Source organism: uncultured Marivita sp., from assembly GCF_947488135.1.
Classification (GTDB): domain Bacteria; phylum Pseudomonadota; class Alphaproteobacteria; order Rhodobacterales; family Rhodobacteraceae; genus Marivita.
Genome location: NZ_CANKYW010000001.1, coordinates 1289450 through 1311578 on the forward strand (window position 1 = coordinate 1289450; position 22129 = coordinate 1311578).

Sequence of the window (22129 nt, forward strand, 5' to 3'; positions counted from 1 at the left end):
GCCGCGCGCGCCGCGTAGGGTGAGTGCAACCAGACCATCAGGAGACTTTCCATGCAGATCGCCGGATTTCGTCAGCGGCTTTTGTCGCGGATGCCCTTGGCGGGCACCTTTCTGAAAACCCCGGCCTATCAGCTGATCGAGGTCCTGGCACAATCGGAACTCGATTTCGTTTGTCTGGATGCCGAACATGCCCCGTTCGACCGCAGCGCGATCGATGCATGTTGTGCCATGGGAAGGGCTTTGGATTTCCCGGTCCTGGTGCGCGTTGGCGACAGCTCTGCCCGCGAGATATTGCAGTCGCTGGATTGCGGCGCGGTCGGAATCGTGGTGCCGCATGTGGACAGTGCTGGCAAAGCGGCAGACGTGGCACGCGCAGCGCGCTTCGGACGCGGCGGGCGTGGTTATGCCGGGTCCTCCCGCTGGGCGGGGTACGCGACGCAATCCATGCCGGATCTGCTTGCCAGATCGCAGGATGAAACCGTGGTCATCGCGCAGATCGAAGAGCCCGAAGGCGTCGATGCCTCCGAGGCGATCGCGGCAACGGACGGGATCGACGCGCTGTTTCTGGGGCCGGCCGACCTGTCGGTCGGGTACGGTCACGACAACCAGACCTCGGACGAGCTTTTCGCCGCGATGGAGCGCGTGGGCAAGGCGGCCGAAGCGGCGGGAAAAGCTTATGTATCCTGGGTCGCAAATGCGCAAAAGGCGCAAGAGTGGTCGGCCTACGGGATGAGTTGTTTCTTCATTTCGTCGGAACACGCGTGGATGCGGTCGGGAGCCACCGCAGAGGCGCGTGGCGTGCACGAGATCGGGAAACCGTAAAAACTCAGGCTTTGAAGCTGGAGAACAGGGACACCGCGGCGCCTGTGACCTGTCGGCGGGTGTTTGCGCCCTCCATCAGCACTTCGTGTTCCGCGCCGTCCACCAAAAGCAGCTTGCCGCCCTTCCAGTTGGTCATGCGCTCCCGGATGCAGGTGGTGTCGACGATGCGCTCGTTCGAGCCGACGAAACATAGCGCGGGAATGGCCGGAGAGGGCATCGCGGCAAGCGCGTCGCATTCGGCGAGCGCGCTGCTGAGCCAGGACAGGGACGGGCCACCCAGACCGAATTTCGGCTCTGCCTCCACATGGCGGCGCATGTAGTCGAACATTTCGGGATCCGAGGTCAGCAGGTTCTGCTCGAAGGGTTCAGAGGCCGGATAGCTCTTGATCGAGGTGCCGGGGGCAAGCCGGTGCCCCTGACCCAGAGCAATCGCGACGCGGGGAAGCAGCCACGCCGCCGGACGCAGGTAGGCCGCGATGCGGATGCCCCACATCGGTCCGGTGAAGACGACAGAGGCCATGTCGCTGCCGCTCATCAGGGCGCGCAGACCGATGCAGCCCCCCATGGAATGAGCCAGCATATGCCAAGGGCGCGGCAGGTCGCGCTTGCGTGCAAAGGCGCAGACCGCGGACCAGTCTTTCTGAAAGTCGAGGAAGCGCCCGACATGCCCGACCATCGGATCGGCGCACAGTCGATCGGCAAGACCTTGACCGCGCCAGTCCACGGTCAGGACATCGAAGCCCGCGCGCACGAAATCCTTGACGGTGCGGCCGTATTTCTCGATGTACTCGCTGCGCCCGGGCAGGATGAACACCGTGCCCTTGGCGTCTTTCGAGGCCGCGTGACCAAGGCGAATGCGCACCCCGTCCGAGGTACGCAGCCAGAACGCCTGTGTGTCCGGCCCTTCGGCCAGATCGTCACGATAGGGCGCTGGCTCTGCCATCAAGCGAGGGTGGCGGCCAGTTTCATTGCCATGCCCATGTCGCCGTCGATGCTCAACCGACCCGACATGAAGGCAGAGGTGGGGTTCAGCGATCCGTCGAAAATCTCGCGATAGGTGTCGGCATCCGCGTTGAACGTGACATCCGCGTCGGCTTCGCCCTCGCGGGCACCGTCGCTGTCGACAACCATGCTGCCTTCGCCTTCGATATTGAATTGGGCTATGCCGTCGATGCCGCCGCCGCCCAGCTTTTCGTTCATGGCGGCGACCGCCTGTGCCACAACATCGCTCATACGCTCGTCTCCTTGTGATCGCGTCTTGATGTGCAAGGCTGGCATTTGCCGAACCTTACGCTAAACTCAAGGGTGGTTATGAGGTTCACGATGCGCAAATACAAATCTGCCGTTGCGGCATTTCTTTTCACGGCGGGTCTCGTGTCGGGTCCGGTGTCGGCGCAGGAGGATCCAGTGGCTGACCTCATGGATCAGTTGGCGCAGGCCGAGGATGAACGCTCTGCGGCCCGGCTGGAGCGGCAGTTGCGTCAGGAATGGTCGAAGTCCGGATCGGCGACCATCGACCTGCTGCTCAAACGCGGTGAGGACGCGCTGGATGTCGACAACATCGACGCGGCGTTGGAACATCTCACGGCTCTCACCGATCACGCGCCTGAATTCGCCGAAGGCTGGCACACGCTGGCGCTGGCCTATTACCGCGCCGAGATGTTTGGCCCTGCCGCTGACGCGCTTGAACGGACACTGGCGCTGAACCCGCATCATTTCGGAGCCATGCGCGGGTTGGGCGCCATCCTCGAACAGGTGGACAAACCCCACCTTGCGTATGACGCCTATTCGCGGGTACTCAGCCTACGGCCGCACGATTCCGAAGTGATCGAGGCGTTGGAGCGGCTGGAGCTTCGGGTGAACGGGCAAACGCTCTGACATCCTGACACTCCCGAGCAGGACGGCAAAGGACGTCAACATGGCCGGACATGCGCGGGTTGCGGCCATCCTTGGCCCGACCAACACAGGCAAAACCCATTACGCCATCGACCGTATGCTGGGCTATCGCACCGGCATGATCGGCCTGCCGCTGCGTCTGCTGGCGCGCGAGGTCTATGACAAGATCGTCGCGGCGCGGGGGCCGTCGGTGGTGGCGCTGGTCACGGGCGAGGAACGGATCGTACCGCCGCGCGCGCAGTATTGGGTCTGCACGGTCGAGGCGATGCCCGAGGGGATGGGCTGTGATTTCGTCGGGATCGACGAGATTCAGCTGTGTGCCGATCCGGAACGTGGTCACGTGTTCACCGACCGCCTGTTGCGGATGCGCGGGTTGCACGAAACGCTGTTCATGGGGTCCGACACCATGCGCGGCCCGATCTCCGGTCTGGTCGACGGTGTCGAATTCGTCCGTCGCGAGCGGATGAGCCAACTCAGCTATACCGGATCGAAAAAGATCAGCCGTTTGCAGCCGCGCACCGCCATTGTCGGGTTTTCCGTCGAAAACGTCTATGCCATCGCCGAATTGCTGCGTCGCCAGAAGGGCGGTGCTGCTGTCGTCATGGGGGCGCTGAGCCCACGCACGCGCAACGCACAGGTGGATCTGTACCAAAACGGCGAGGTGGATTTCCTCGTGGCGACAGACGCCATCGGGATGGGGCTCAACCTCGATATCAACCATGTCGCGTTTTCGTCCCTGACCAAGTTCGACGGCCGCCGGATGCGGCCGTTGATGCCCAATGAGCTGGCCCAGATTGCCGGGCGGGCGGGGCGTGGCATGTCGCACGGCACATTCGGTGTGACCGGCGAAGCGGGGCCGATTTCTGAAGAAGTGGCCGAGGCGATCACCAATCACCGCTTCACACCGTTGAAGAAACTGAACTGGCGCAGCGCAGATCTGCGGTTTGGCAGCATCGACACGCTGGTTGCCTCGCTCGAGGCCAGCCCGAACGATGACCGCCTCGTAAAAGCGCGGGAGGCCGACGATTTGCAGGCGCTCAAGGCGCTCGGCACGGTGGCCGAGGTGCAGGCCCGGGCCTCTGATCCGAAATCCGTGCAGCTTTTGTGGGACGTGTGCCGCATCCCCGACTTCCGCGGCATCAGCCATTCGGAACATGCGGGGCTTTTGGAAGTTATCTATGGGCATCTGCACCAACGCGGCGCGATCCCGGATGACTTTCTCGGACGGCAGGTCAATCGGATCGACAGGACAGATGGCGACATTGACACGCTGTCGAAACGATTGGCGTATATCCGCACATGGACCTATGTCGCGCAGCGGAAAGCGTGGGTGCATGACGAAAGCCATTGGCGCGGCCTGACGCGCGCTGTAGAAGACCGACTGTCGGACGCGCTGCACGAGCGCCTGACCCAGAGATTTGTTGATCGGCGCACATCCGTGCTCTTGCGCCGATTGAAACAGAAGGAGGCCCTTTTGGCCGAAGTGAATGACAAGGGTGAAGTCACCGTCGAAGGTGAATTCGTTGGACGACTTGAAGGGTTCCGGTTCCGCCAGGACAAGGATGCAACCGGGCAGGAAGCCAAGACGCTGAAAACCGCGTCGTTGCAGGCGCTGGCGCCCCATTTCCACTTGCGGGCGGATCGGTTCTACAACGCGCCCGATACCGAGATGGATTTCACCGAACAGGGTGGTCTGATGTGGGGCGAACAAGCGGTGGGCAAGCTGGCCGCCGGTGACGATCCGCTCAAGCCGCGCGTCGTCGCCTTCGTCGACGAAGAGGCGGGCCCGGATGTGGCGCAAAAGGTGCAGCGCCGGTTGCAGCATTTCATCGACCGCAAGATCGCGGCCTTGTTCGAACCTTTGGTCAACCTCCAGAAAGACGAGACGCTGAACGGGTTGGCCCGTGGTTTTGCCTTCCGCATGGTCGAGGCGATGGGCATTCTGCCGCGCGCCGATGTCGCGGATGATGTGAAGGCGCTGGATCAGGACGCGCGCGGGATGCTGCGCAAGCATGGCATCCGCTTTGGCCAGTTCACCGTGTTCATGCCGCTCCTGCTCAAACCCGCGCCGACCCGGTTGCGCCTTGTGCTGTGGAGCTTGGCGAAGAACCTGGATATCTTCCCGGAGGCCCCGCCGCCGGGTTTGGTGACGGTGCCTAACACGCCCGGCACACCGGCAGAGCATCATACCGTGTCGGGGTATCGCGCGGCCGGGGATCGGGCGATCCGGATCGACATGCTGGAACGTCTGGCCGATTTGCTGCGCGCGCAGGACAGCCGGGGTGGATTCGAGGCGAATCCGGATATGCTGTCGATCACCGGTCTAACGCTGGAACAGTTTGCCGACCTGATGGGCGGTTTGGGCTACAAGGCCGAAAAGGGTGAACGCGAAAAGGTGCGTGCCGTCGATGCCGTGGTGCCGGAGGCGGATGCCGCGACGGCGACCGAGCAGGATGCCGCAACGGATGGCGCGGTGCCGGTCGAAGACACACCGGTCATGGATGCCGGACAAGAGGGTGTTCCCGGCACCGACGCCGCGCCCGCCGCTGCGCCGGACGCGGCCGACATTCCCGAAGCGGCTGCCGAAATGCCCGATGACGCGGTCGCTCCGGTTGCGGATACGCCGACTGACGCACCCGCGGAGACACCGGTTCCCACCAACTCCGAGACAGAGATCGACCCCGGTGCGGCGCCCGATGCCGCCTTGGCCGGGCCGGAAACCGAGGTGTTCTACATTTTCACATGGCGCGGCAATCGTGCAGACCGTCAACCTCGCCGCGATGGCGGCAAGGGACGGCGCGAAGGCGGCAAGGCGCAGGGCGATCGGCCACGTGGCAAGGGCAAGCCGAAGGGAAAGGGACAGCCGCGTGATGCTGGTGCCAAATCCTTCCAGTCGCGTCCGCCAAAGAAGGAAAAGCAGATCGATCCTGACAACCCCTTTGCGGCGGCCCTGATGGGTCTGAAGAACAAGGACTGACTTGAGCGAGGCTGCGCAGAAGCTCCGTATCGACAAGTGGCTTTGGCATGCGCGTTTTTTCAAGACGCGCAGCCTTGCCGCCAAGCTCGTGGCGGGCGGCAAGTTGCGGGTCAACGGACAGCCGATTTCCAAACCCGCCTACACGGTCAGCGCGCTGGATGTGCTGACCTTTCCCCAAGCCAATGACGTGCGGGTGATCAAAGTCCTCGCAATGGGAGAACGGCGCAGACCAGCGCCTGAAGCGCAGCTTCTTTACGAGGATCTCGACCCTCCCAAGCCCCGCGAGCCAAATGCGCAAGTGCCTCGTTTTGAAGGGAAAGGTCGCCCGACCAAGAAAGATCGTCGCGCTTTGCAACAAACCCGGTCCGACCTTCTTGAATGATATTTCGCATTGGCTTAGCTAGCTTGCGAATGATCGATGGACGGACCGCATGACCTACATTGTCAACGACGCTTGCATTGCCTGCAAATACACGGACTGCGTGGAAGTCTGCCCTGTGGACTGCTTCTACGAGGGCGAAAACATGCTGGTCATCCATCCGGATGAGTGCATCGATTGCGGCGTCTGCGAACCTGAATGTCCTGCCGACGCGATCCGTCCGGATACCGAACCGGACATGGACAAATGGGTCGAGTTCAACCGAAAATACGCGGAAATGTGGCCAGTCATCATCACCAAGAAGGATCCTTTGCCCGAGGCAGAGGAACGTGACGGTGAAAGTGGCAAGCTTGAAAAGTACTTCTCCGAAGCGCCGGGTGAAGGTGGGTGATGATTCGCCGGTGCGGACGTGATTGGTTGCAAGTCCGCTTGTAACACGTTGTTAAATCGTTGAATTATCCCGTTTGGCGCGCCACTACCGCGAAGGCGATTTTTGTGGTATAGTCATGTGGTAACTGACACCTGTGGGACGCACGCCGCTTTGGCGTATGGCAAATGAGCTGACATAAGCTTGCTCTGATACTCTGAATGAAACGACCGGAAGCGCTGCTTCCGTTCGGTTTTTTTGTCTGTGTCACAGGGGTGCACGTCAAGGAAGGTTCTGAATGACCAAGTCGAAAAAATCCGAATTCCGTCCGAATGATTACGTTGTCTACCCGGCGCATGGCGTCGGCCAGATCGTGTCGATCGAAGAACAGGAGATCGCCGGCATCACGCTTGAGCTGTTCGTGATCTCGTTCGAGAAAGACAAGATGACCCTGCGGGTGCCCACCCACAAGGCCACGGAAATCGGAATGCGGTCGCTGAGTTCACCCGACGTGGTGAGCCAGGCGATGAAAACGCTCAAGGGCAAGGCCAAGGTCAAAAAGGCCATGTGGTCGCGTCGGGCACAGGAATACGAGCAGAAGATCAACTCGGGCGATCTGATCGCGATTGCCGAGGTCGTGCGCGACCTGCACCGTGCCGACGATCAGCGCGAGCAAAGCTATTCCGAGCGTCAGCTTTACGAAGCCGCACTCGAGCGTCTGACGCGCGAAGTCGCCGCCACCTCGGGTGGGGACGAACTGGCTGCGGCCAAGCAAGTCGGCGACGTTCTGATGTCGCGTGCACCTGCGGCTGCCTAAGACGTTCCGAAAAACCGAAACAAGCGGCTCCATCCGGGGCCGCTTTTTTCATGCCGCGTCGGTACTGTTTGCCTCAAGCGCGCTGAGCAGAGACGCTTCGAGCTCTTTCTCAAGCTCCTTGGCGCGGGCGATATAGGCTTCGTTCTGCGCTGACGGTATATTGGGATCCCACAAGTCGGCCAGTTCGCGTACCGTGTAGCGGTCGTGCTGGTAGAACAGCTTTTCCGCCTCGTTGGCCTCGTATTCGGTCAGGCCGATATTCTCCAGAACGTAGCGGCCCGCGCGCAGGGAGCTGTCGAAAAGCTCGCGGACGATGTCATTCGCCCCGGCCTTGTAAAGCCGGTAGGTGTGCGTGCGGTCGCGGGAGCGGGCGACGATGTGGATGTCGGGACGCAGGCGGCGCGCATAGGTGACGAGCCGTTCGGCGGCCACGGGATCGTCCAGCGCCACCATGAGCACCCGCGCGCTGTCGATACCAGCGGCGTGCAGCAGATCGGGGCGCAATGGATCACCGAAGAAGCCCTGGTAGCCAAAGCGGCGCATCAATTGGATCGTTTGAAGGTTGTTGTCGATGACAACGGTCTTGGCACCGACCGATTGTACCAGCCGATTGACGATCTGACCGAACCGCCCGATCCCGGCGATAATGACCGTGCCTTGCTCGTCGATCTCGTCGTGTTCAAGATCTGTGTCGCCGTCCTTCAGCCGTTTGGACAGAACCTCGTAAAGGATGAAGGCCAGCGGTGTGATCAGCATCGACAGCGCCACGATCAGCAAGAGCCGATCCGCGAGATAGGCTGGAAGGATGGCCTGTTGCAGCGAGAACGAGATCAGCACGAAGCCGAATTCACCGGCCTGGGCGAGACCAAGAGTAAAGAGCCATTGATCGCGGCCCCGCAGTTTGAAGGCGCGCCCGAGCACATACAGGATGATGCCTTTGAGCAGCATGATCCCCAAGGCAAGCCCGAGGATGGAAATGGGTTCGGAGAAGAACAGACCGAAATCGATCCCGGCACCGACCGTGATGAAGAACAAGCCCAGCAGCAGTCCCTTGAACGGTTCGATGTCGGATTCCAGTTCATGGCGGAATTCGCTGTTGGCTAGAACCACACCGGCCAGGAACGTGCCCAGGGCAGGCGACAGGCCCACGGCCGTCATGAGAAAGGCGATGCCGATCACGATCAGCAGCGCGAGGGCCGTATACATCTCGCGCAGATGCGCGGCGTGGATATATCGGAACAGCGGACGCGCGCCGTACACACCCCCAAGGATGATGAGCGCGACGGCACCGAGAGTGACAAGCGTCACGCCCCAACCCGGCAGGCCTTCGATCAGCGACATGGTGGCGCCGTGGGCGTCATCGCCATGCTCCAACACACTCCGCGCGATCGAGCCGTCTTCGTTCAGAGACGGGGTCGACGGTACGGCAAGCAGCGGCAGGATGATCAACATCGGGATGACCGCGATGTCCTGGGTCAGCAAAACCGAGAAGGTCGAGCGACCACCGCTGGTCTGCATCAAGCCCTTCTCGCTCAGCGTCTGAAGCACGATCGCGGTGGAGGACAGGGCGAAAATCATCCCGATGGCCATCGCGGTTTGCCAGACGAACCCCAGATACATCGCACCGACCATCACGGCGCACATGGTGATAAGAACCTGCATGCCGCCCAGACCGATCAGACGGTGGCGCATGTCCCAAAGCGCCCGTGGTTCAAGCTCCAGCCCGATCAGGAACAGCATCATCACAACGCCGAATTCGGCGAAATGCTGGAGGTCTGTGGTGTCGGCGACCAGCCCCAGACCCGGCCCGATGGCGACACCGGCCAAGAGATAGCCCAGCACCGATCCAAGCCCCAATCGCGCGGCGATGGGAACGGCGATCACCGCTGCCAGCAGGAACACCGACGCCAGGAAAAGAAACTCACCCATGCAGACACTGCCTTTCTCGTTGACCGCAGAATGAGGCGTTTCGCGGGGGGATGGCAACCGGTTGACCCGTGGGTCGCCAATTAACGTGGCAGCGGGGTGCCTTGTGCTGAAAACACTCGCACCGGCGCTGGCGTTCAGCCGTCAGGCATATCCAGAACAACGTTCCGGCCGTTCTTTGAATAGCGCAGCTCACTTTCGCCGATGGCCGCGACACGGCCTCCGTCCAGACGGTCACCGACCTGCACTTTCTGATACCGTCCGTTCGCCAGTCGTACGAGGGCGCGGCGGCTGGAGGGTTTGCCGTAGACGCCGATCAGGTTGATACGGCGCAGGTTGATCGCGTTTGACACCGTGGCCTGCCGCGCGACATTCGCCGTCGATGGAATGCGCGGCTGGACCGCCCGCGGCGCCACGGAAGCGACCTGCGTCACCTCCGGTTGACGGGTCTGCTGGGTGGTGCGGGCGCGTTCCACGATCTGGGCAAAGTTGCGCGGTCGGGTCACGGGGGCGGCGGATTGGGCGACGGCGAATTGTGTGGCGGCGGGTTGCGCCTCTTCCTCTTCCGCCTTGAGGGTTTCCGGCCGTGCCGCCGGTCTCAGCGCTGCCAGTTCGGCCAAGGTCCGGCCCGCAAGCTGCGCGCGTTCGTTGTCTTCGACCAACCCATCGGGCCGCCCGCGTGGTCGGAACGCCTGAAGGGTCGAGACCTCGACAGTCGCCTCACCCTCAACGCTCGGTTCCGGTGTGACCTCCGGCGCATTGGGTCGAACCGGTGGGACGACGGGCGGCAAACCGGCGAAGATACGCACGCCTTCGGGGTTCACTGCGCCCTCGGGTGTGGCGACCACCAGTCCCCGGTCGTCCAGCGTGAACTGGGTTCCCGGGGCGGCCGGGTTCGGTTGGGACAGGTAGGTCTGATCGTTCCGCAACGCCTCGGCGCCCGGCAGGGCGACGGCATCGAATTGCTGCACCCGGTTGTCGATGGAGGCAACGTAGAGATCGTCGAGCGTCGTCTGTGTCGGGGTCGACGGGGCCTCCGGCGACCGCTGCCAGATGCCTGTGGCGGCGTAGCGGGCATCAGCCTCTTCCGGTGTCAGCGCAGCGGGCGGAGGAAGTACATCCGCGAGCCCGTCGATCCCGGTGCCGGTGTCTTCGACCACGTCGAGCGCAGCAAGCTGAACGCCTGTTTCCTCTTCCGTCGGGTTCGTAACCGATCCATCGAGCGGCAACAGCTCAACGTCGGGCAGGCGCGCGATCGAGGGTGTATCGTCATTGCGGTCAAAGAAGCGCGACAGCCCCTCGTCAAGAAACACGCTGGCCCAGGCCGCGACGGCCAGAAGGAAGATGAGCAGCGCGCTTGTCAGCATCAGCCCCAGGAAACGTGGTTTGCCGCCAACCTGCGGTTCGGTCCGCGCGCCGAACACGGTCATGCGCGTCTGTTCGTCCGCGGGCGCGCCTTCGTTCGGTCGGGAGCTGTCCGTATCCCGCCCAGCACGCATCGCGGCGATGCGCGCGACCGCAGCGCGGGCGGGTTCGGGATTGTGTTTGGCCGGCGTGGGCGCAGCAGGTGAACCGGTTTTCGACACAGGCGCCGAGATCGGCGGAACCGGTTTGGCCGTCCCGCTCGGGGGTTTCGGATCAGCGCTCTTGCGGCGAGAGAAAAAGCCGAAGCCCTTGCGTTCGGGGCCGTCATCGACCGGTTCGTCCTGAAGGGCCGGTGCCGTCACATCGCTGTCGCGGGTCGATTTGCGGGCTCCGCCCAGTTTGAACCGAGGCGTTGCTGTGGTGTCTGGCGCGGGTGTTTCGATCTTCGGCGCGGCAGCGGGAATGTCTGACGACGTGCTGGCCCGCGAGGCGCGGATGGACGCGAAGGCCGGTGCAGCGGATGGATCTGCCGGACCTGCCGCGCGTTCGGGCTTCTGCAGATCGGCAATCGGTGCCGACAGCGCTGGCTTGCGGTTTGTCCCGGCGTCTGGCTTGTCGTCATCGTCGAGGTTGGCCGCACCCGGTGCCAGAGCGGCCGCATCGATGTCGTCTGCGTCCTTCGTAGACTCGGCGGAACCAAGCGTCAGAGGGGCCGGTGCATCCTTTACTCCGCGGGTGTCCGTATCGGCGGCCACGTCGGCAGGCGACGCAATGTTGACGTCCTCTGCCGCCGCCTCGGGCTCGACCGCCGTCTCTTCGACAGTGTCTACGTGCTCGACAACCTGATCCGCAGGCACGATCTCGACCGCTTTCGCGTCCCGTTCCGGCGCGGTGCCTGTCCAGCTTGCCGCGGGACCGAAAAACACTTCTCCCGAAAACTGACCCTCGGGCGCGTTGGCGACAAAGCACACGGGGTCGAAATGGTGGCTTTTGGCAAAGGCTTCGGCCTCGTCCAGCGTCTCGATCGCGACGGCGGCCACCTGTATCTGGCCATCGGCGCGTGACCAGTCGAAGCTGAGATCGTCCACGGCATAGGGCGTGGCCCCGTCGAGTGCGGCGCGGATGTCGGACTGGAGCGCGTCGCCCGTGTGGCCGGTGTCGGGCAGCGACAGGTACTTGATTTGCTCGTTCGGGATGATGAGCTTGACCTGACCGCCGGTCGGAGACAGGGCGTCCGCCTCGGATCGGAGATCGGCCAGGGCACCGCGCAGGTCTGCGGCATCCAAAGCCACATCCCCGACACGCACCCATCCGTTCGGAACACGGCGCAGGAGCGAGATACCTTCGAAGGAGAGAGTCAGGGCAAAGTCTGGCGTCATACGTTTATTTTAGCAGTCCTTTGTTCGGGATGGGAGTCACTTACACATCGGACAGACGCGACAAAGCGATCTTTCGCGCGGGGTAAATTCTGCGCTTGTCAGCAGCTTCGCGCCCCGCGATGGTTCGGCTGTCGCAAATCGAAATAGAGGTCTCCATGTCCAAAGTCACAGGATTCTTTGCCGCCATCGTCGTCCTGGTCGGTATTTCGCCACTCTGGGCCGAAACCACCGGCCAGATCACGGTCACGGGCGAAGGCAGCGTGTTCGCTGTTCCCGACATGGCGGTGATCACCATGGGGGCATCGGCCGAGGCCGAAACCGCGAAAGAGGCGATGGATCAGACCTCGGACATCACGACGGCGATTCTCGACCGTCTGACCGAAGCGGGCGTTGCCGAACGGGACATGCAGACGTCGGACCTGTCGCTGTCGCCGCTCTGGTCGAACCGGTCGTCGTCGGAAAACCGGCCAAGCATCGACGGCTATCAGGCGTCGAACCGCGTGACGGTTCGGGTGCGGGACTTGGAAAGCCTCGGAACCATCCTCGACGCGGTTCTGACGGATGGGGCCAATGAACTGGGCGGCCTCGAATTCACGCTGTCCGATCCCGAACCGCTGATGAACGACGCGCGGATTAAGGCGGTGGCGGATGCGCGGGCGCGGGCCAAGCTGTTGGCCGATGCCGCCGGTGTGGAACTCGGCGCCTTGATCAGCCTGAGCGAAACCGGCGCGCGGGCGCCGCGCCCAGAGATGCTGAGCATGGCGCGCGCCTCGGATTCCGTCGTGCCGGTTGCGCAAGGCGAGGCCGAATTGCGCGCAAGTGTGACACTTGTCTACGAGATCGTCTCACCGTGATCTCTGCTCTGGTCGCGTGATCGCACTCTGCCTATAGTAAAGAAAAAGAGCAGAGCAGACCGCCAAAGGAGCGCCATGGCCCGACCTCCGGCAAAACCGACTGTCGTCAACGTCCTGATTGTCGGGCAGATGGGACGCCTCGCTTACGAGGCGCTCCTTTTCGCGCTGTCGATGAAGGCCAACACGGCCGATCCGCGCTTCAGGTTGAAGGTGGCAGAACCGCAGCCAGGTCCGAAATGGCAGACCGATCCGACCATCCGGCCCGAACCGCTGCGAGACATGATCACGGCGCAAGGGGCAGAGATCATTCCTTTCGAAAGCCGCCATTTCGGCAGCGATTATCCCTATGGCAACAAGATCGAAGCGCTGCTTGCCCTGCCGAAAGGAGAGCCGTTCATCTTCTTCGACACCGACACGCTGATCACGGGCGATCTCGGGGCCGTGCCCTTTGATTTTTCCAAACCAAGCGCGTCCCTGAGGGTCGAAGGCACCTGGCCACAGATCGAACTTTATGGGCCGGGCTTTTCGGAGACCTGGAAATCCCTTTACGACCGTTTCGGTCTAGATTTCGAAAGCTCGCTCGACCTGTCCCAACCGGATGAATACTGGCGGCGATACCTGTATTTCAACGCGGGGTTTTTCTACTACAAATGTCCGCAGGTCTTCGGCCAGCTCTTTCTCGACATGGCGTTGGACATCCGTAACAACCCGCCCGACGCCTTGGTGTGCCAGCAACTCGACCCCTGGCTGGATCAGGTCGCGTTGCCGCTGGTGATCCACAAACTTGGTGGAGGACGCGACGCGCTGCCCGTGGGGTACATCGACGGCCAGACCAGCGTTCATTACAGGAACATGCCGCTCCTCTACGCGCGTGAAGACGATGAGGTCGTCGATCTTTTGGAGCGAATTTCGGCGCCTAACCCGGTCAAGCGGTTGCTCAAGGAATACGAGCCGTTCAAGCGCATGATCTTCCAGAACCGGGGCCACAAGGTCCGCGCTTTGTTCGACCGTGATCACCTGCCAAGCCGTGAACAACCCATCCGGCAGAGGATCAAGAAAAACGGCTTCTGGATGGTGTGAGGCATGCTGCGATCAGACCGGCGCCCGATCGCTGGACATTGCGTTCGATCAAACGGCATGATGACGGCTGTTGCTGACCGGGCAAGACTGAAACCTGCATACAAGAAGGGGCGCTGAATGGCGGACACCGTCTGGATCGACCAGTTTCCGGGCCTCCGAACCTTGCCCGAAAACGTGAAGCGGTATCTTCTGGATGAAAGCAAGGTTTTGCACGTGCCTGCGGGCACCGGCGTTTTTGGGCCCGGGGCGGTTCCGGACAGCCTGTTGTTCCTTCTCGACGGGCGTGTGCGGGTGCAGCAGACCTCCGAAAGCGGGCGCGACATCGTGCTGTATCGGGTAGAGGCCGGCGAAAGCTGTGTGCTGACAACCGCCTGCCTGCTTGCGCACGAGCCTTATTCGGCGGAGGGAATCACCGAAACCGAAGTCACCGCCGTCGCGATCCCGCGCGGCGCTTTCGACCGGCTGATGGCCTCGTCTCGCGAGTTTCGGGAATTTGTGCTCACGGCTTACGCACGACGTATCACCGACCTTTTCCGTGTGATCGACGACGTGGCTTTCGGACGCATCGACGTGCGGCTGGCAGGCCGATTGCTGAGCCTTGCAGGGCAGGGCGATGATCTCGCGGCGACCCATCAACAGCTTGCCACCGAGCTTGGCACCGCGCGAGAGGTGATTTCGCGCGTCCTGCACGATTTTCAGAAACGCGGGCTGATCGCGCAGTCGCGGGGACACATCACCCTGTTGCAGCGCGACAGCCTGGAGGCGATCGCCAGAAGCGCCTGATCCGCGCCAACCTGCGACCAAACGTACCTTATGTACGAATTTTCGAATGTTTGGTGACAATATCACTGAAGCCTGTCGCGGTAAGGCGTATCACATAGTCAGCTTTGACCTTGGAGGGTTTGAAAATGACTGTGAATGTTGGCACGATCGACCGAATTGTCCGCGCCATTTTGGGCGTGGTTCTGCTCTACCTCGCCTTCGGCAGCGGCTTGCCGCTTTTTGATGGTGCCGTGATGAAATACGGCGCGGCGCTTGTCGGGATCGTGATGCTGGTGGTGGCAGCGGTTCGGGTCTGCCCGATCTATTCCGTCCTCGGCGTCAAAACCTGCCGCAACTGACCCTTCTGACGCGGTAAAGTCCCGGCGTCGCGCAGCGCCGCCGGGGCACCCGGCTTTGCGCGCATCAGGCGCGCCATCAGACTGACTTATCGAGGAGAAATCCCATGACGCACTATCCTGTGGACATGACCGTCAAACCGGACGTTTCGGCCTATTTCGACGAGGCCACCAACACGATCAGCTACATCGTGAAGGATCCCACATCCAACGCCTGTGCCATCGTGGACAGCGTGATGGACATCGACTACGCCGCGGGTCGGATCACCTACGATCACGCCGACGCGCTGATCGAAGAGGTTCAGAGCCGTGGGCTGACGCTTGAGTGGATCATCGAAACCCACGTGCATGCCGATCACTTGTCGGCTGCGCCCTACATTCAGGAGAAGCTGGGCGGCAAGATCGGTGTCGGCTCGAAGATCTTGGTGGTGCAGGACACGTTCGGCAAGATCTTCAATGAAGGCACCGAATTCCAGCGCGACGGCAGCCAGTTCGACAAGCTGTTCGAAGACGGTGACACCTACACAATCGGCAATATGCAGGCGTTCGCGATCTACACGCCCGGCCACACGCCGGCCTGCATGGTGCATGTGATGGGCGACGCGGCCTTCGTCGGTGACACGCTTTTCATGCCCGATGGCGGGTCGGCGCGCGCCGATTTTCCCGGTGGCGACGCAGGAACGCTTTACGACAGCATCCAGAAGGTTCTGGCGCTGCCCGACGACATGCGCCTGTTCATGTGCCACGATTACGGCCCGAACGGCCGCGACATTCAGTGGGAAACCACCGTCGGCGAAGAAAAGGCGCACAACATTCACGTGGGCGGCGGCAAGACCAAGGAAGACTTCGTCAAGTTCCGCACCGAGCGGGACGCGCAGCTCGATATGCCGAAGCTCATCATCCCGTCCTTGCAGGTGAACATGCGCGCCGGTGAGGTGCCGAAGGACAAGGATGGCAATCCGATGCTCAAGGTTCCGGTCAACGCGCTGTGACACCGTACTCGAAAGCCGTGGCGGAGATCGTCCGTCACGGCTTCCCACGACATTCAGGCAAGTGAGGCCAATCCCGTGCAACTCAATAAAATCACCGATGCGCTCACCGTCAGTCCGCAGATCACGGCCGACGACATTCCCGCGCTGAAAGAGGCCGGATTCCGGTCCATCGTTTGCAACCGTCCCGACGGCGAGGGCGCCGATCAGCCGACCCACGAAGAGATCGAGGCCGCCGCCAGGGCAGCGGGTATCGAGATGCGCTATCTGCCCGTCCAGTCCGGCTTGGTGCAGGACGCGGACGCAGCATCCTTCGGTGCCGCGCTGCGCGAACTTCCGGGTCCGGTTCTGGCCTATTGCCGGTCCGGCACACGCTCGGCCACGCTCTGGTCGCTGAGCCAGTCCAGGACGCTGCCAATGGCCGAGATCCTCGGGGCGACGAAAGCGGCGGGCTACGACATGAACGGTGTCGCGCGTCGGATCGCCAATGGTGGCAAGACACCGACCGATACCGGCGATGCCAAGTTCGACGTGGTGATCGTCGGCGGCGGGGCTGGTGGCATTTCGGTCGCGGCCTCAAGGTGCGCAAGCCGGGCCTGTCGGTTGCGATTATCGACCCGGCCGATATCCATTACTACCAGCCGGGCTGGACCATGGTCGGCGGCGGTATTTTCGACCCGCAGGATACCGCAAAGACAATGGGATCGCTGATCCCGCAGGGCGTGCACTGGATCAAGTCCGCGGTTGCAGCCTTCGAGCCTGAAAACGATGCCGTCATCCTCGATGGATGTCGTGTCGTGAAATACGACCGGCTTGTCGTGTGCCCGGGGCTGAAGCTCGACTGGAGCAAGATCGAAGGGTTGGAAGAGACCTTGGGCCGTAACGGCGTGACGTCGAATTACCGTTACGATCTGGCACCTTACACCTGGGAGCTCGTGCGATCTCTGAAGGAAGGACGCGCGCTCTTCACCCAGCCGCCGATGCCGATCAAATGCGCAGGCGCCCCGCAAAAGGCGATGTACCTGTCCGGCGACGCGTGGTTCCGCAACGGCGCGCTCAAGAACATCGACATTCAGTTCATGAACGCGGGCGGGGTGCTCTTTGGCGTGAAGGATTATGTCCCGGCGCTCATGGATTACGTGAAGAAGTACGATGCCACGCTCAATTTCTTTCACAATCTGATCGCCGTCGATGGACCGGCGAAAAAGGCGACCTTTGCTGTGAACGCGCCCGATACCGAGCCGACGACGGTCGAGGTGGAGTTCGACATGATGCACGTCTGCCCGCCGCAAACCGCGCCGGACTTTATCCGCGTGTCGCCGTTGGCTGACGCGGCGGGCTGGGTCGACGTGGATCAGGCCACCCTGCGCCACAAATCCTACAACAATATCTGGTCGCTGGGCGACGTGATGAATGCGCCCAATGCAAAGACCGCTGCGGCCGCGCGCAAGCAGGCGCCGACCGTGGCCGACAATATCGTCGCCGACATTCGGGGGCGGTCTGCCGTGGCGCAGTATGACGGCTATGGATCGTGCCCGCTCACGGTGGAACGCGGCAAGATCGTGCTGGCCGAGTTCGGCTATGGCGGCACCCTCTTGCCAAGCTTCCCGAGCTATCTGATCGACGGTACCAAACCGTCGCGTGCGGCATGGCTTCTGAAGGAAAAGCTTCTGCCGCCGATCTACTGGAAGGCCATGTTGAAGGGCAAAGAATGGATGGCCAAGCCTGAAAAGGTGAAGGTCGCCGCCGAATAACCCGTTGTTGCGTCGCATCCCTCCAGCGCGCATCACCCCCGTGGGCAGGGTTGCAAAACCCTGTCCGCGGCTTTTTAGAGAAGACACATGATCGACCATCTCCGCGGCTATTTCCCGATCCTAGACTGGGGAAAGACCTATAACAGAAGCGCCTTTTCCAATGACATGATCGCCGCGGTGATCGTGACGATCATGCTGATCCCGCAATCGCTGGCCTACGCTCTGCTGGCCGGATTGCCGCCCGAGGCGGGCATCTACGCCTCTATTGCGCCGATCATCCTCTACGCCATCTTCGGCACCAGCCGCGCTCTGGCCGTGGGGCCGGTGGCGGTGGTGTCGCTTCTGACCGCCTCTGCCGTGGGGCAGGTGGCAGAGCAGGGCACCGCCGGGTACGCCATCGCGGCCTTGACGCTCGCCTTCCTGTCCGGCGGATTTCTGATGCTGCTGGGGTTGTTCCGGCTCGGCTTTCTGGCAAATTTCCTGAGCCATCCGGTTATCGCCGGGTTCATCACCGCGTCGGGTATCCTGATCGCGTTCAGCCAATTAAAGCACCTGCTGGGCATCGCGGCTGAGGGGCATACTCTGCCGCAACTCATTGGGTCGCTCTGGAGCCATCTGGGCGACATCAACGTCATCACGGTGGTGATCGGCGGGCTGGCCACGGCGTTCCTGTTCTGGGTTCGCAAGGGGCTGAAGCCGTTGTTGCGCCGCCTTGGCGCGTCGCGGACGCTGGCCGATGTCCTGACCAAGGCGGGGCCGGTTCTCGCCGTTGCGGTCACAACCCTGTCGGTCTGGCTGTTCGGCCTTGCCGACAAGGGGGTCAAGATCGTGGGCGAGGTCCCGCAAAGCCTGCCACCGCTGACCCTGCCGGGCCTGTCGCCGGAGCTTGTCCAGCAATTGCTCGTTCCCGCCATCCTGATCTCGATCATCGGGTTCGTCGAATCCGTATCGGTGGCCCAGACGCTTGCCGCGAAGAAACGCCAGAAGATCGACCCGGACCAGGAACTGATCGGGCTGGGCGCGGCCAATATCGGTGCGGCATTCACCGGCGGCTATCCTGTTACCGGCGGGTTCTCGCGGTCTGTAGTGAATTACGACGCAGGCGCCGAAACGCCCGCCGCCGGTGCGTTCACCGCTGTGGGCCTTGCCATCGCCGCCGTCGCGCTGACGCCGCTGGTTTACTACCTGCCAAATGCCACGCTGGCCGCAACCATCGTTGTCGCGGTGCTGAGCCTTGTCGATTTCTCGATCCTGAAAAAGACGTGGGACTACTCGAAGGCCGATTTCACCGCCGTCGCTGCGACCATCGTGCTGACGCTGGCCCTTGGGGTCGAAGTGGGGGTCGCCTCCGGTGTCGGCATCTCGATCCTGCTGCACCTTTACAAAACCTCGCGCCCCCACGTGGCCGAGATCGGGTTGGTTCCGGGGACGGAGCACTTCCGCAATATCAACCGGCACAAGGTCGAAACCGATCCCACGATCCTCAGCCTCCGTGTGGACGAAAGCCTGTATTTCGTAAACGCGCGTTTCCTCGAGGACATGGTGCAGGCGCGGGTTTCCGAAGGGTCCGAGATCAAGCATGTGATCCTGATGTTTTCGGCCGTAAACGAGGTCGATTTCTCGGCTCTGGAAAGCCTTGAGGCGATCAACCAGCGCCTCACCGATCTGGGCATCGGTCTGCACTTGTCCGAGGTGAAAGGCCCGGTGATGGACCGTTTGCAGCAAACCCATTTCCTGCATTCCCTGAACGGGCGGGTGTTCCTGTCGCAATACAACGCTTGGAAACAACTGGCGCCGCATCGCGATACTGCCGAGTAACATCGCGGACACCCGGACCGCCTGACCGACGCAAGAGGACCGACCCATGGCAGACACAGCAGCCGAAACCGCCATCCCGCACAGCCGACTCGCGCATTTCCCGGTCGCGTTCTTCAGCGCGGTGATGGGCCTCATGGGCACGTCACTGGCGTTCGAGGCGGCCGGGTTCACAACCATCGGTCATATCGTGGTCGCGTTCGCCATTTTCGTCTTTGCAGTCCAATCGGCGCTGTATGCGGCCAAGGCGGTTCGGCATCCCGGCGCGGTGCATCCGATCAAACTGGCCTTCTTTCCCGCCATCAGCATCTCTTTGCTCCTCGGGGCAGTTGCGCTGCGCGGAATGATGCCGGGTTTGGCGGCCGGGCTCTGGGTCGTCGGCGCCGTGTTGCAGGCGGTGCTGACACTGGCCATTGTCACCAGCTGGATCAGCCATCGCGGTTTCGGTGTCGGGCAGATGTCGCCGGCATGGTTCATTCCGGCGGTCGGCAATGTGATCGCCCCGATTGCGGGCGTGTCGTTCGGATTTGTCGATGCGAGCTGGTACTTCTTCTCGCTCGGCGTTCTTTTCTGGATCGTGCTGCTGACGCTGGTTTTCAACCGCCTCATCTTCCACGAACCGCTGCCGGGCAAGCTGCGCCCGACATTGACGATCTTGATCGCACCCCCTGCGGTGGCCTTCGTCGCGTGGCTGCAACTGAATGGTGGTGTACTCGATGCCCCTGCGCGGGTGTTCTACAATCTTGGCCTGTTTTTCACGGCGCTCGTGCTGTTGCAGGTGCGGGGTCTGATCCGTTTGCCGTTTGCGCTGTCGTTCTGGGCGTTGTCCTTCCCCATCGCAGCCATGACCATCGCGTCCTTCCGATACGCGGCGCTGTCCGGCGCGCCGGTGTTTCTTGGCATCGGGTGGGCGCTCCTGGGGCTTCTCTGCGTCATCATCGCGGGACTGCTCTGGCGCACGTCTCTGGCGATCCTGCGCGACGAGATCTGCCAACCGGACTGATCGCCGCGGCGCGCACCGCCCGGTTTCCGATTGCGGATCGGGCGGAATTGGCCAAAGCTTTGGCCATGTCTGACCGAACCCTGTCCATTCGCGGCGCGAACGACGGCGATTTGCCCGCCCTGATCGCACTCTACGCAGATGACGATATCGGAATGTCGCGCGAAGCGACCAGAGTGGACGCCGCGTACCAATCGGCGTCTGACGCGATCCAATCCGACCCGAACCATCTGCTTGTCGTCGGCGCCTATGGCGACGAGATCGTGGCAACGCTTCTACTGTCCTTCCTGCCCGGCCTGTCGCGTCACGGCGCGTGGCGGGCGCAGATCGAGGCGATGCGCGTGGCCTGTGAACTGCGCGGGCAGGGGGTAGGGCAAGCCCTTCTGGACTGGGCCATCACGGAGGCCCGCAACCGTGGCTGCGCCCTTGTGCAATTGAAGTCGGATCGCCGCCGCCCCGACGCGCACCGCTTTTACGAACGCGCCGGATTCACGCCATCGCATCTTGGCTACAAACTGTCATTGGAGACATCATGACCGACTTTCCCGTCTTTGACGGACATAACGACCTTGTCCTGCGCCTTCTGCGTGGAGATGTCACCGCAGAGGCCGTCGCATCGGGTTTGACCGACGGGCATATCGACAAGCCGCGTGCGCAGAAAGGCGGGTTTGGCGGCGGCATGTTCGCGATCTTCGTGCCCAGCCCCGGCGACAAGGCGGTGCGGCACGATGAGATGCGCAATCCGACATACGATATTCCCTTGCCCGACCCTGTGCCCGAAGCCGAGGCGACCGACTGGACCGAACGGGGTTTCGCCGCGATGGACGATCTCGAAGCAGCGGGCGCCATTCGCATCTGTCGCACCGCGCAAGAGGTCGAAGCTGCGCTGCCCGCCGACGAGATGGCTGCCGTCCTTCACATCGAAGGGGCCGAGGCAATCGACCGCGAATTCGACAAGCTGAACGCGTGGTACGCCCGTGGGCTGCGGTCGCTTGGTCCGGTCTGGAGCCGGGACACGATCTGGGGGCATGGCGTGCCGTTCCGCTATCCCTCGGACCCCGACACAGGGCCTGGACTGACGGAGGCGGGCAAGGCGCTCGTGCGCGAATGCAACCGGCTCAAGATCATGGTCGACCTGTCGCATCTGAACGCCAAAGGGGTCGAAGACGTGGCCCGTATCACAGACGCTCCCCTGGTCGCGACTCACTCCAACGCCTGGGCCGTGTGTCCGCATTCACGCAACCTGACGGATCGCCAATTGCACATGATCCGTGACAGCGATGGAATGGTGGGCATCAACTTCGCCAGCGCCTTCCTGCGGCCCGACGGGCGGATGGACGCGGAGTTTGAGCTTGACATCGTGCTCCGACACTTTGACCATCTGGTCGACAGCGTGGGTGAAGATCGGGTCGGTCTTGGATCGGACTTCGACGGTGCGCTGGTCCCGGAACTAATCGGGGACTGCGCGGGCCTGCCCAATCTGATCACTGCACTGCGGTCTCATGGTGTCGACGATGGCCTTATGGGCAAGATCACCCATGGGAACTGGCTCAGGGTCCTGCGAAAAACGTGGGGCGAATAATAATTGGAA

19 protein-coding genes and 1 pseudogene are annotated in these 22129 nt (G+C 62.3%); 16 read left to right on the top strand and 4 right to left on the bottom strand.

What is annotated here, in order from left to right; genetic code table 11:
* Positions 1–51: 51 nt before the first annotated feature.
* On the top strand, positions 52–822 hold the full coding sequence (locus Q1B16_RS06440; protein WP_299785660.1) for an aldolase/citrate lyase family protein: 771 nt from the start codon (positions 52–54) through the stop codon (positions 820–822).
* Between the two features lie 4 nt (positions 823–826).
* Here Q1B16_RS06440 and Q1B16_RS06445 read toward each other — a convergent pair whose 3' ends face one another.
* Complete coding sequence (locus Q1B16_RS06445; protein WP_299785662.1) at positions 827–1765, bottom strand: alpha/beta hydrolase; 939 nt, start codon at positions 1763–1765, stop codon at positions 827–829.
* On the bottom strand, positions 1765–2055 hold the full coding sequence (locus Q1B16_RS06450; protein ID WP_299785664.1) for an SCP2 sterol-binding domain-containing protein: 291 nt from the start codon (positions 2053–2055) through the stop codon (positions 1765–1767). The genes Q1B16_RS06445 and Q1B16_RS06450 overlap by 1 nt, the downstream gene beginning before the upstream one ends.
* Before the next feature lie 90 nt (positions 2056–2145).
* On the opposite strand from Q1B16_RS06450, the gene Q1B16_RS06455 reads away from it, so the two are divergent.
* The 5 genes from Q1B16_RS06455 (at position 2146) to Q1B16_RS06475 (ending at position 7258) form a co-directional block, all read left to right on the top strand.
* Entirely contained in the window at positions 2146–2700 is a 555-nt protein-coding gene (locus Q1B16_RS06455; RefSeq protein ID WP_299785666.1) for a hypothetical protein, read from the top strand.
* A 40-nt stretch (positions 2701–2740) separates the two neighbouring features.
* Entirely contained in the window at positions 2741–5695 is a 2955-nt protein-coding gene (locus Q1B16_RS06460; RefSeq protein ID WP_299785668.1) for a helicase-related protein, read from the top strand.
* A 1-nt stretch (position 5696) separates the two neighbouring features.
* Complete coding sequence (locus Q1B16_RS06465) at positions 5697–6077, top strand: RNA-binding S4 domain-containing protein (RefSeq protein ID WP_299785670.1); 381 nt, start codon at positions 5697–5699, stop codon at positions 6075–6077.
* A 49-nt stretch (positions 6078–6126) separates the two neighbouring features.
* A complete protein-coding gene (fdxA, locus tag Q1B16_RS06470) occupies positions 6127–6465 on the top strand; it encodes a ferredoxin FdxA (RefSeq protein WP_299785672.1) in 339 nt (112 codons plus the stop codon).
* A gap of 274 nt (positions 6466–6739) precedes the next feature.
* Complete coding sequence (locus Q1B16_RS06475) at positions 6740–7258, top strand: CarD family transcriptional regulator (protein WP_299785674.1); 519 nt, start codon at positions 6740–6742, stop codon at positions 7256–7258.
* 48 nt (positions 7259–7306) lie between these two features.
* Here Q1B16_RS06475 and Q1B16_RS06480 read toward each other — a convergent pair whose 3' ends face one another.
* Both Q1B16_RS06480 and Q1B16_RS06485 read right to left on the bottom strand, forming a co-directional pair.
* Positions 7307–9187, bottom strand: coding sequence for a monovalent cation:proton antiporter-2 (CPA2) family protein (locus Q1B16_RS06480; RefSeq protein WP_299785676.1), 1881 nt, complete (start codon positions 9185–9187; stop codon positions 7307–7309).
* A 134-nt stretch (positions 9188–9321) separates the two neighbouring features.
* Positions 9322–11928, bottom strand: coding sequence for a hypothetical protein (locus Q1B16_RS06485; protein ID WP_299785678.1), 2607 nt, complete (start codon positions 11926–11928; stop codon positions 9322–9324).
* Positions 11929–12083: 155 nt separating this feature from the next.
* Here Q1B16_RS06485 and Q1B16_RS06490 point away from each other — a divergent pair, with 155 nt between their 5' ends.
* The 10 genes and pseudogenes from Q1B16_RS06490 to Q1B16_RS06535 all read left to right on the top strand — a co-directional run bounded on the left by Q1B16_RS06490 (position 12084) and on the right by Q1B16_RS06535 (position 22120).
* Positions 12084–12782, top strand: coding sequence for an SIMPL domain-containing protein (locus tag Q1B16_RS06490; RefSeq protein WP_299785680.1), 699 nt, complete (start codon positions 12084–12086; stop codon positions 12780–12782).
* Between the two features lie 75 nt (positions 12783–12857).
* Positions 12858–13862, top strand: a complete 1005-nt coding sequence (locus Q1B16_RS06495) for a hypothetical protein (RefSeq protein ID WP_299785682.1) — start codon at positions 12858–12860, stop codon at positions 13860–13862.
* A gap of 117 nt (positions 13863–13979) precedes the next feature.
* On the top strand, positions 13980–14645 hold the full coding sequence (locus tag Q1B16_RS06500; protein WP_299785684.1) for a Crp/Fnr family transcriptional regulator: 666 nt from the start codon (positions 13980–13982) through the stop codon (positions 14643–14645).
* Positions 14646–14770: 125 nt separating this feature from the next.
* Positions 14771–14983, top strand: coding sequence for a DUF2892 domain-containing protein (locus Q1B16_RS06505; protein ID WP_299785686.1), 213 nt, complete (start codon positions 14771–14773; stop codon positions 14981–14983).
* Between the two features lie 104 nt (positions 14984–15087).
* Positions 15088–15972, top strand: a complete 885-nt coding sequence (locus Q1B16_RS06510) for an MBL fold metallo-hydrolase (protein WP_299785689.1) — start codon at positions 15088–15090, stop codon at positions 15970–15972.
* Positions 15973–16047: 75 nt separating this feature from the next.
* A pseudogene (locus tag Q1B16_RS06515) lies at positions 16048–17723 on the top strand (TIGR01244 family sulfur transferase).
* Positions 17724–17810: 87 nt separating this feature from the next.
* Positions 17811–19541 (top strand): sulfate permease, encoded by a 1731-nt coding sequence (gene sulP / locus Q1B16_RS06520; RefSeq protein WP_299785691.1) that lies wholly within the window; start codon positions 17811–17813, stop codon positions 19539–19541.
* Between the two features lie 46 nt (positions 19542–19587).
* Positions 19588–20541, top strand: a complete 954-nt coding sequence (locus tag Q1B16_RS06525) for an SLAC1 anion channel family protein (protein ID WP_299785693.1) — start codon at positions 19588–19590, stop codon at positions 20539–20541.
* 65 nt (positions 20542–20606) lie between these two features.
* Complete coding sequence (locus Q1B16_RS06530; RefSeq protein ID WP_299785695.1) at positions 20607–21074, top strand: GNAT family N-acetyltransferase; 468 nt, start codon at positions 20607–20609, stop codon at positions 21072–21074.
* Positions 21071–22120 carry a dipeptidase gene (locus tag Q1B16_RS06535; protein WP_299785697.1) on the top strand — a complete coding sequence of 350 codons (1050 nt, stop codon included), beginning with the start codon at positions 21071–21073 and terminating at the stop codon, positions 22118–22120. The genes Q1B16_RS06530 and Q1B16_RS06535 overlap by 4 nt, the downstream gene beginning before the upstream one ends.
* Positions 22121–22129: the final 9 nt, after the last annotated feature.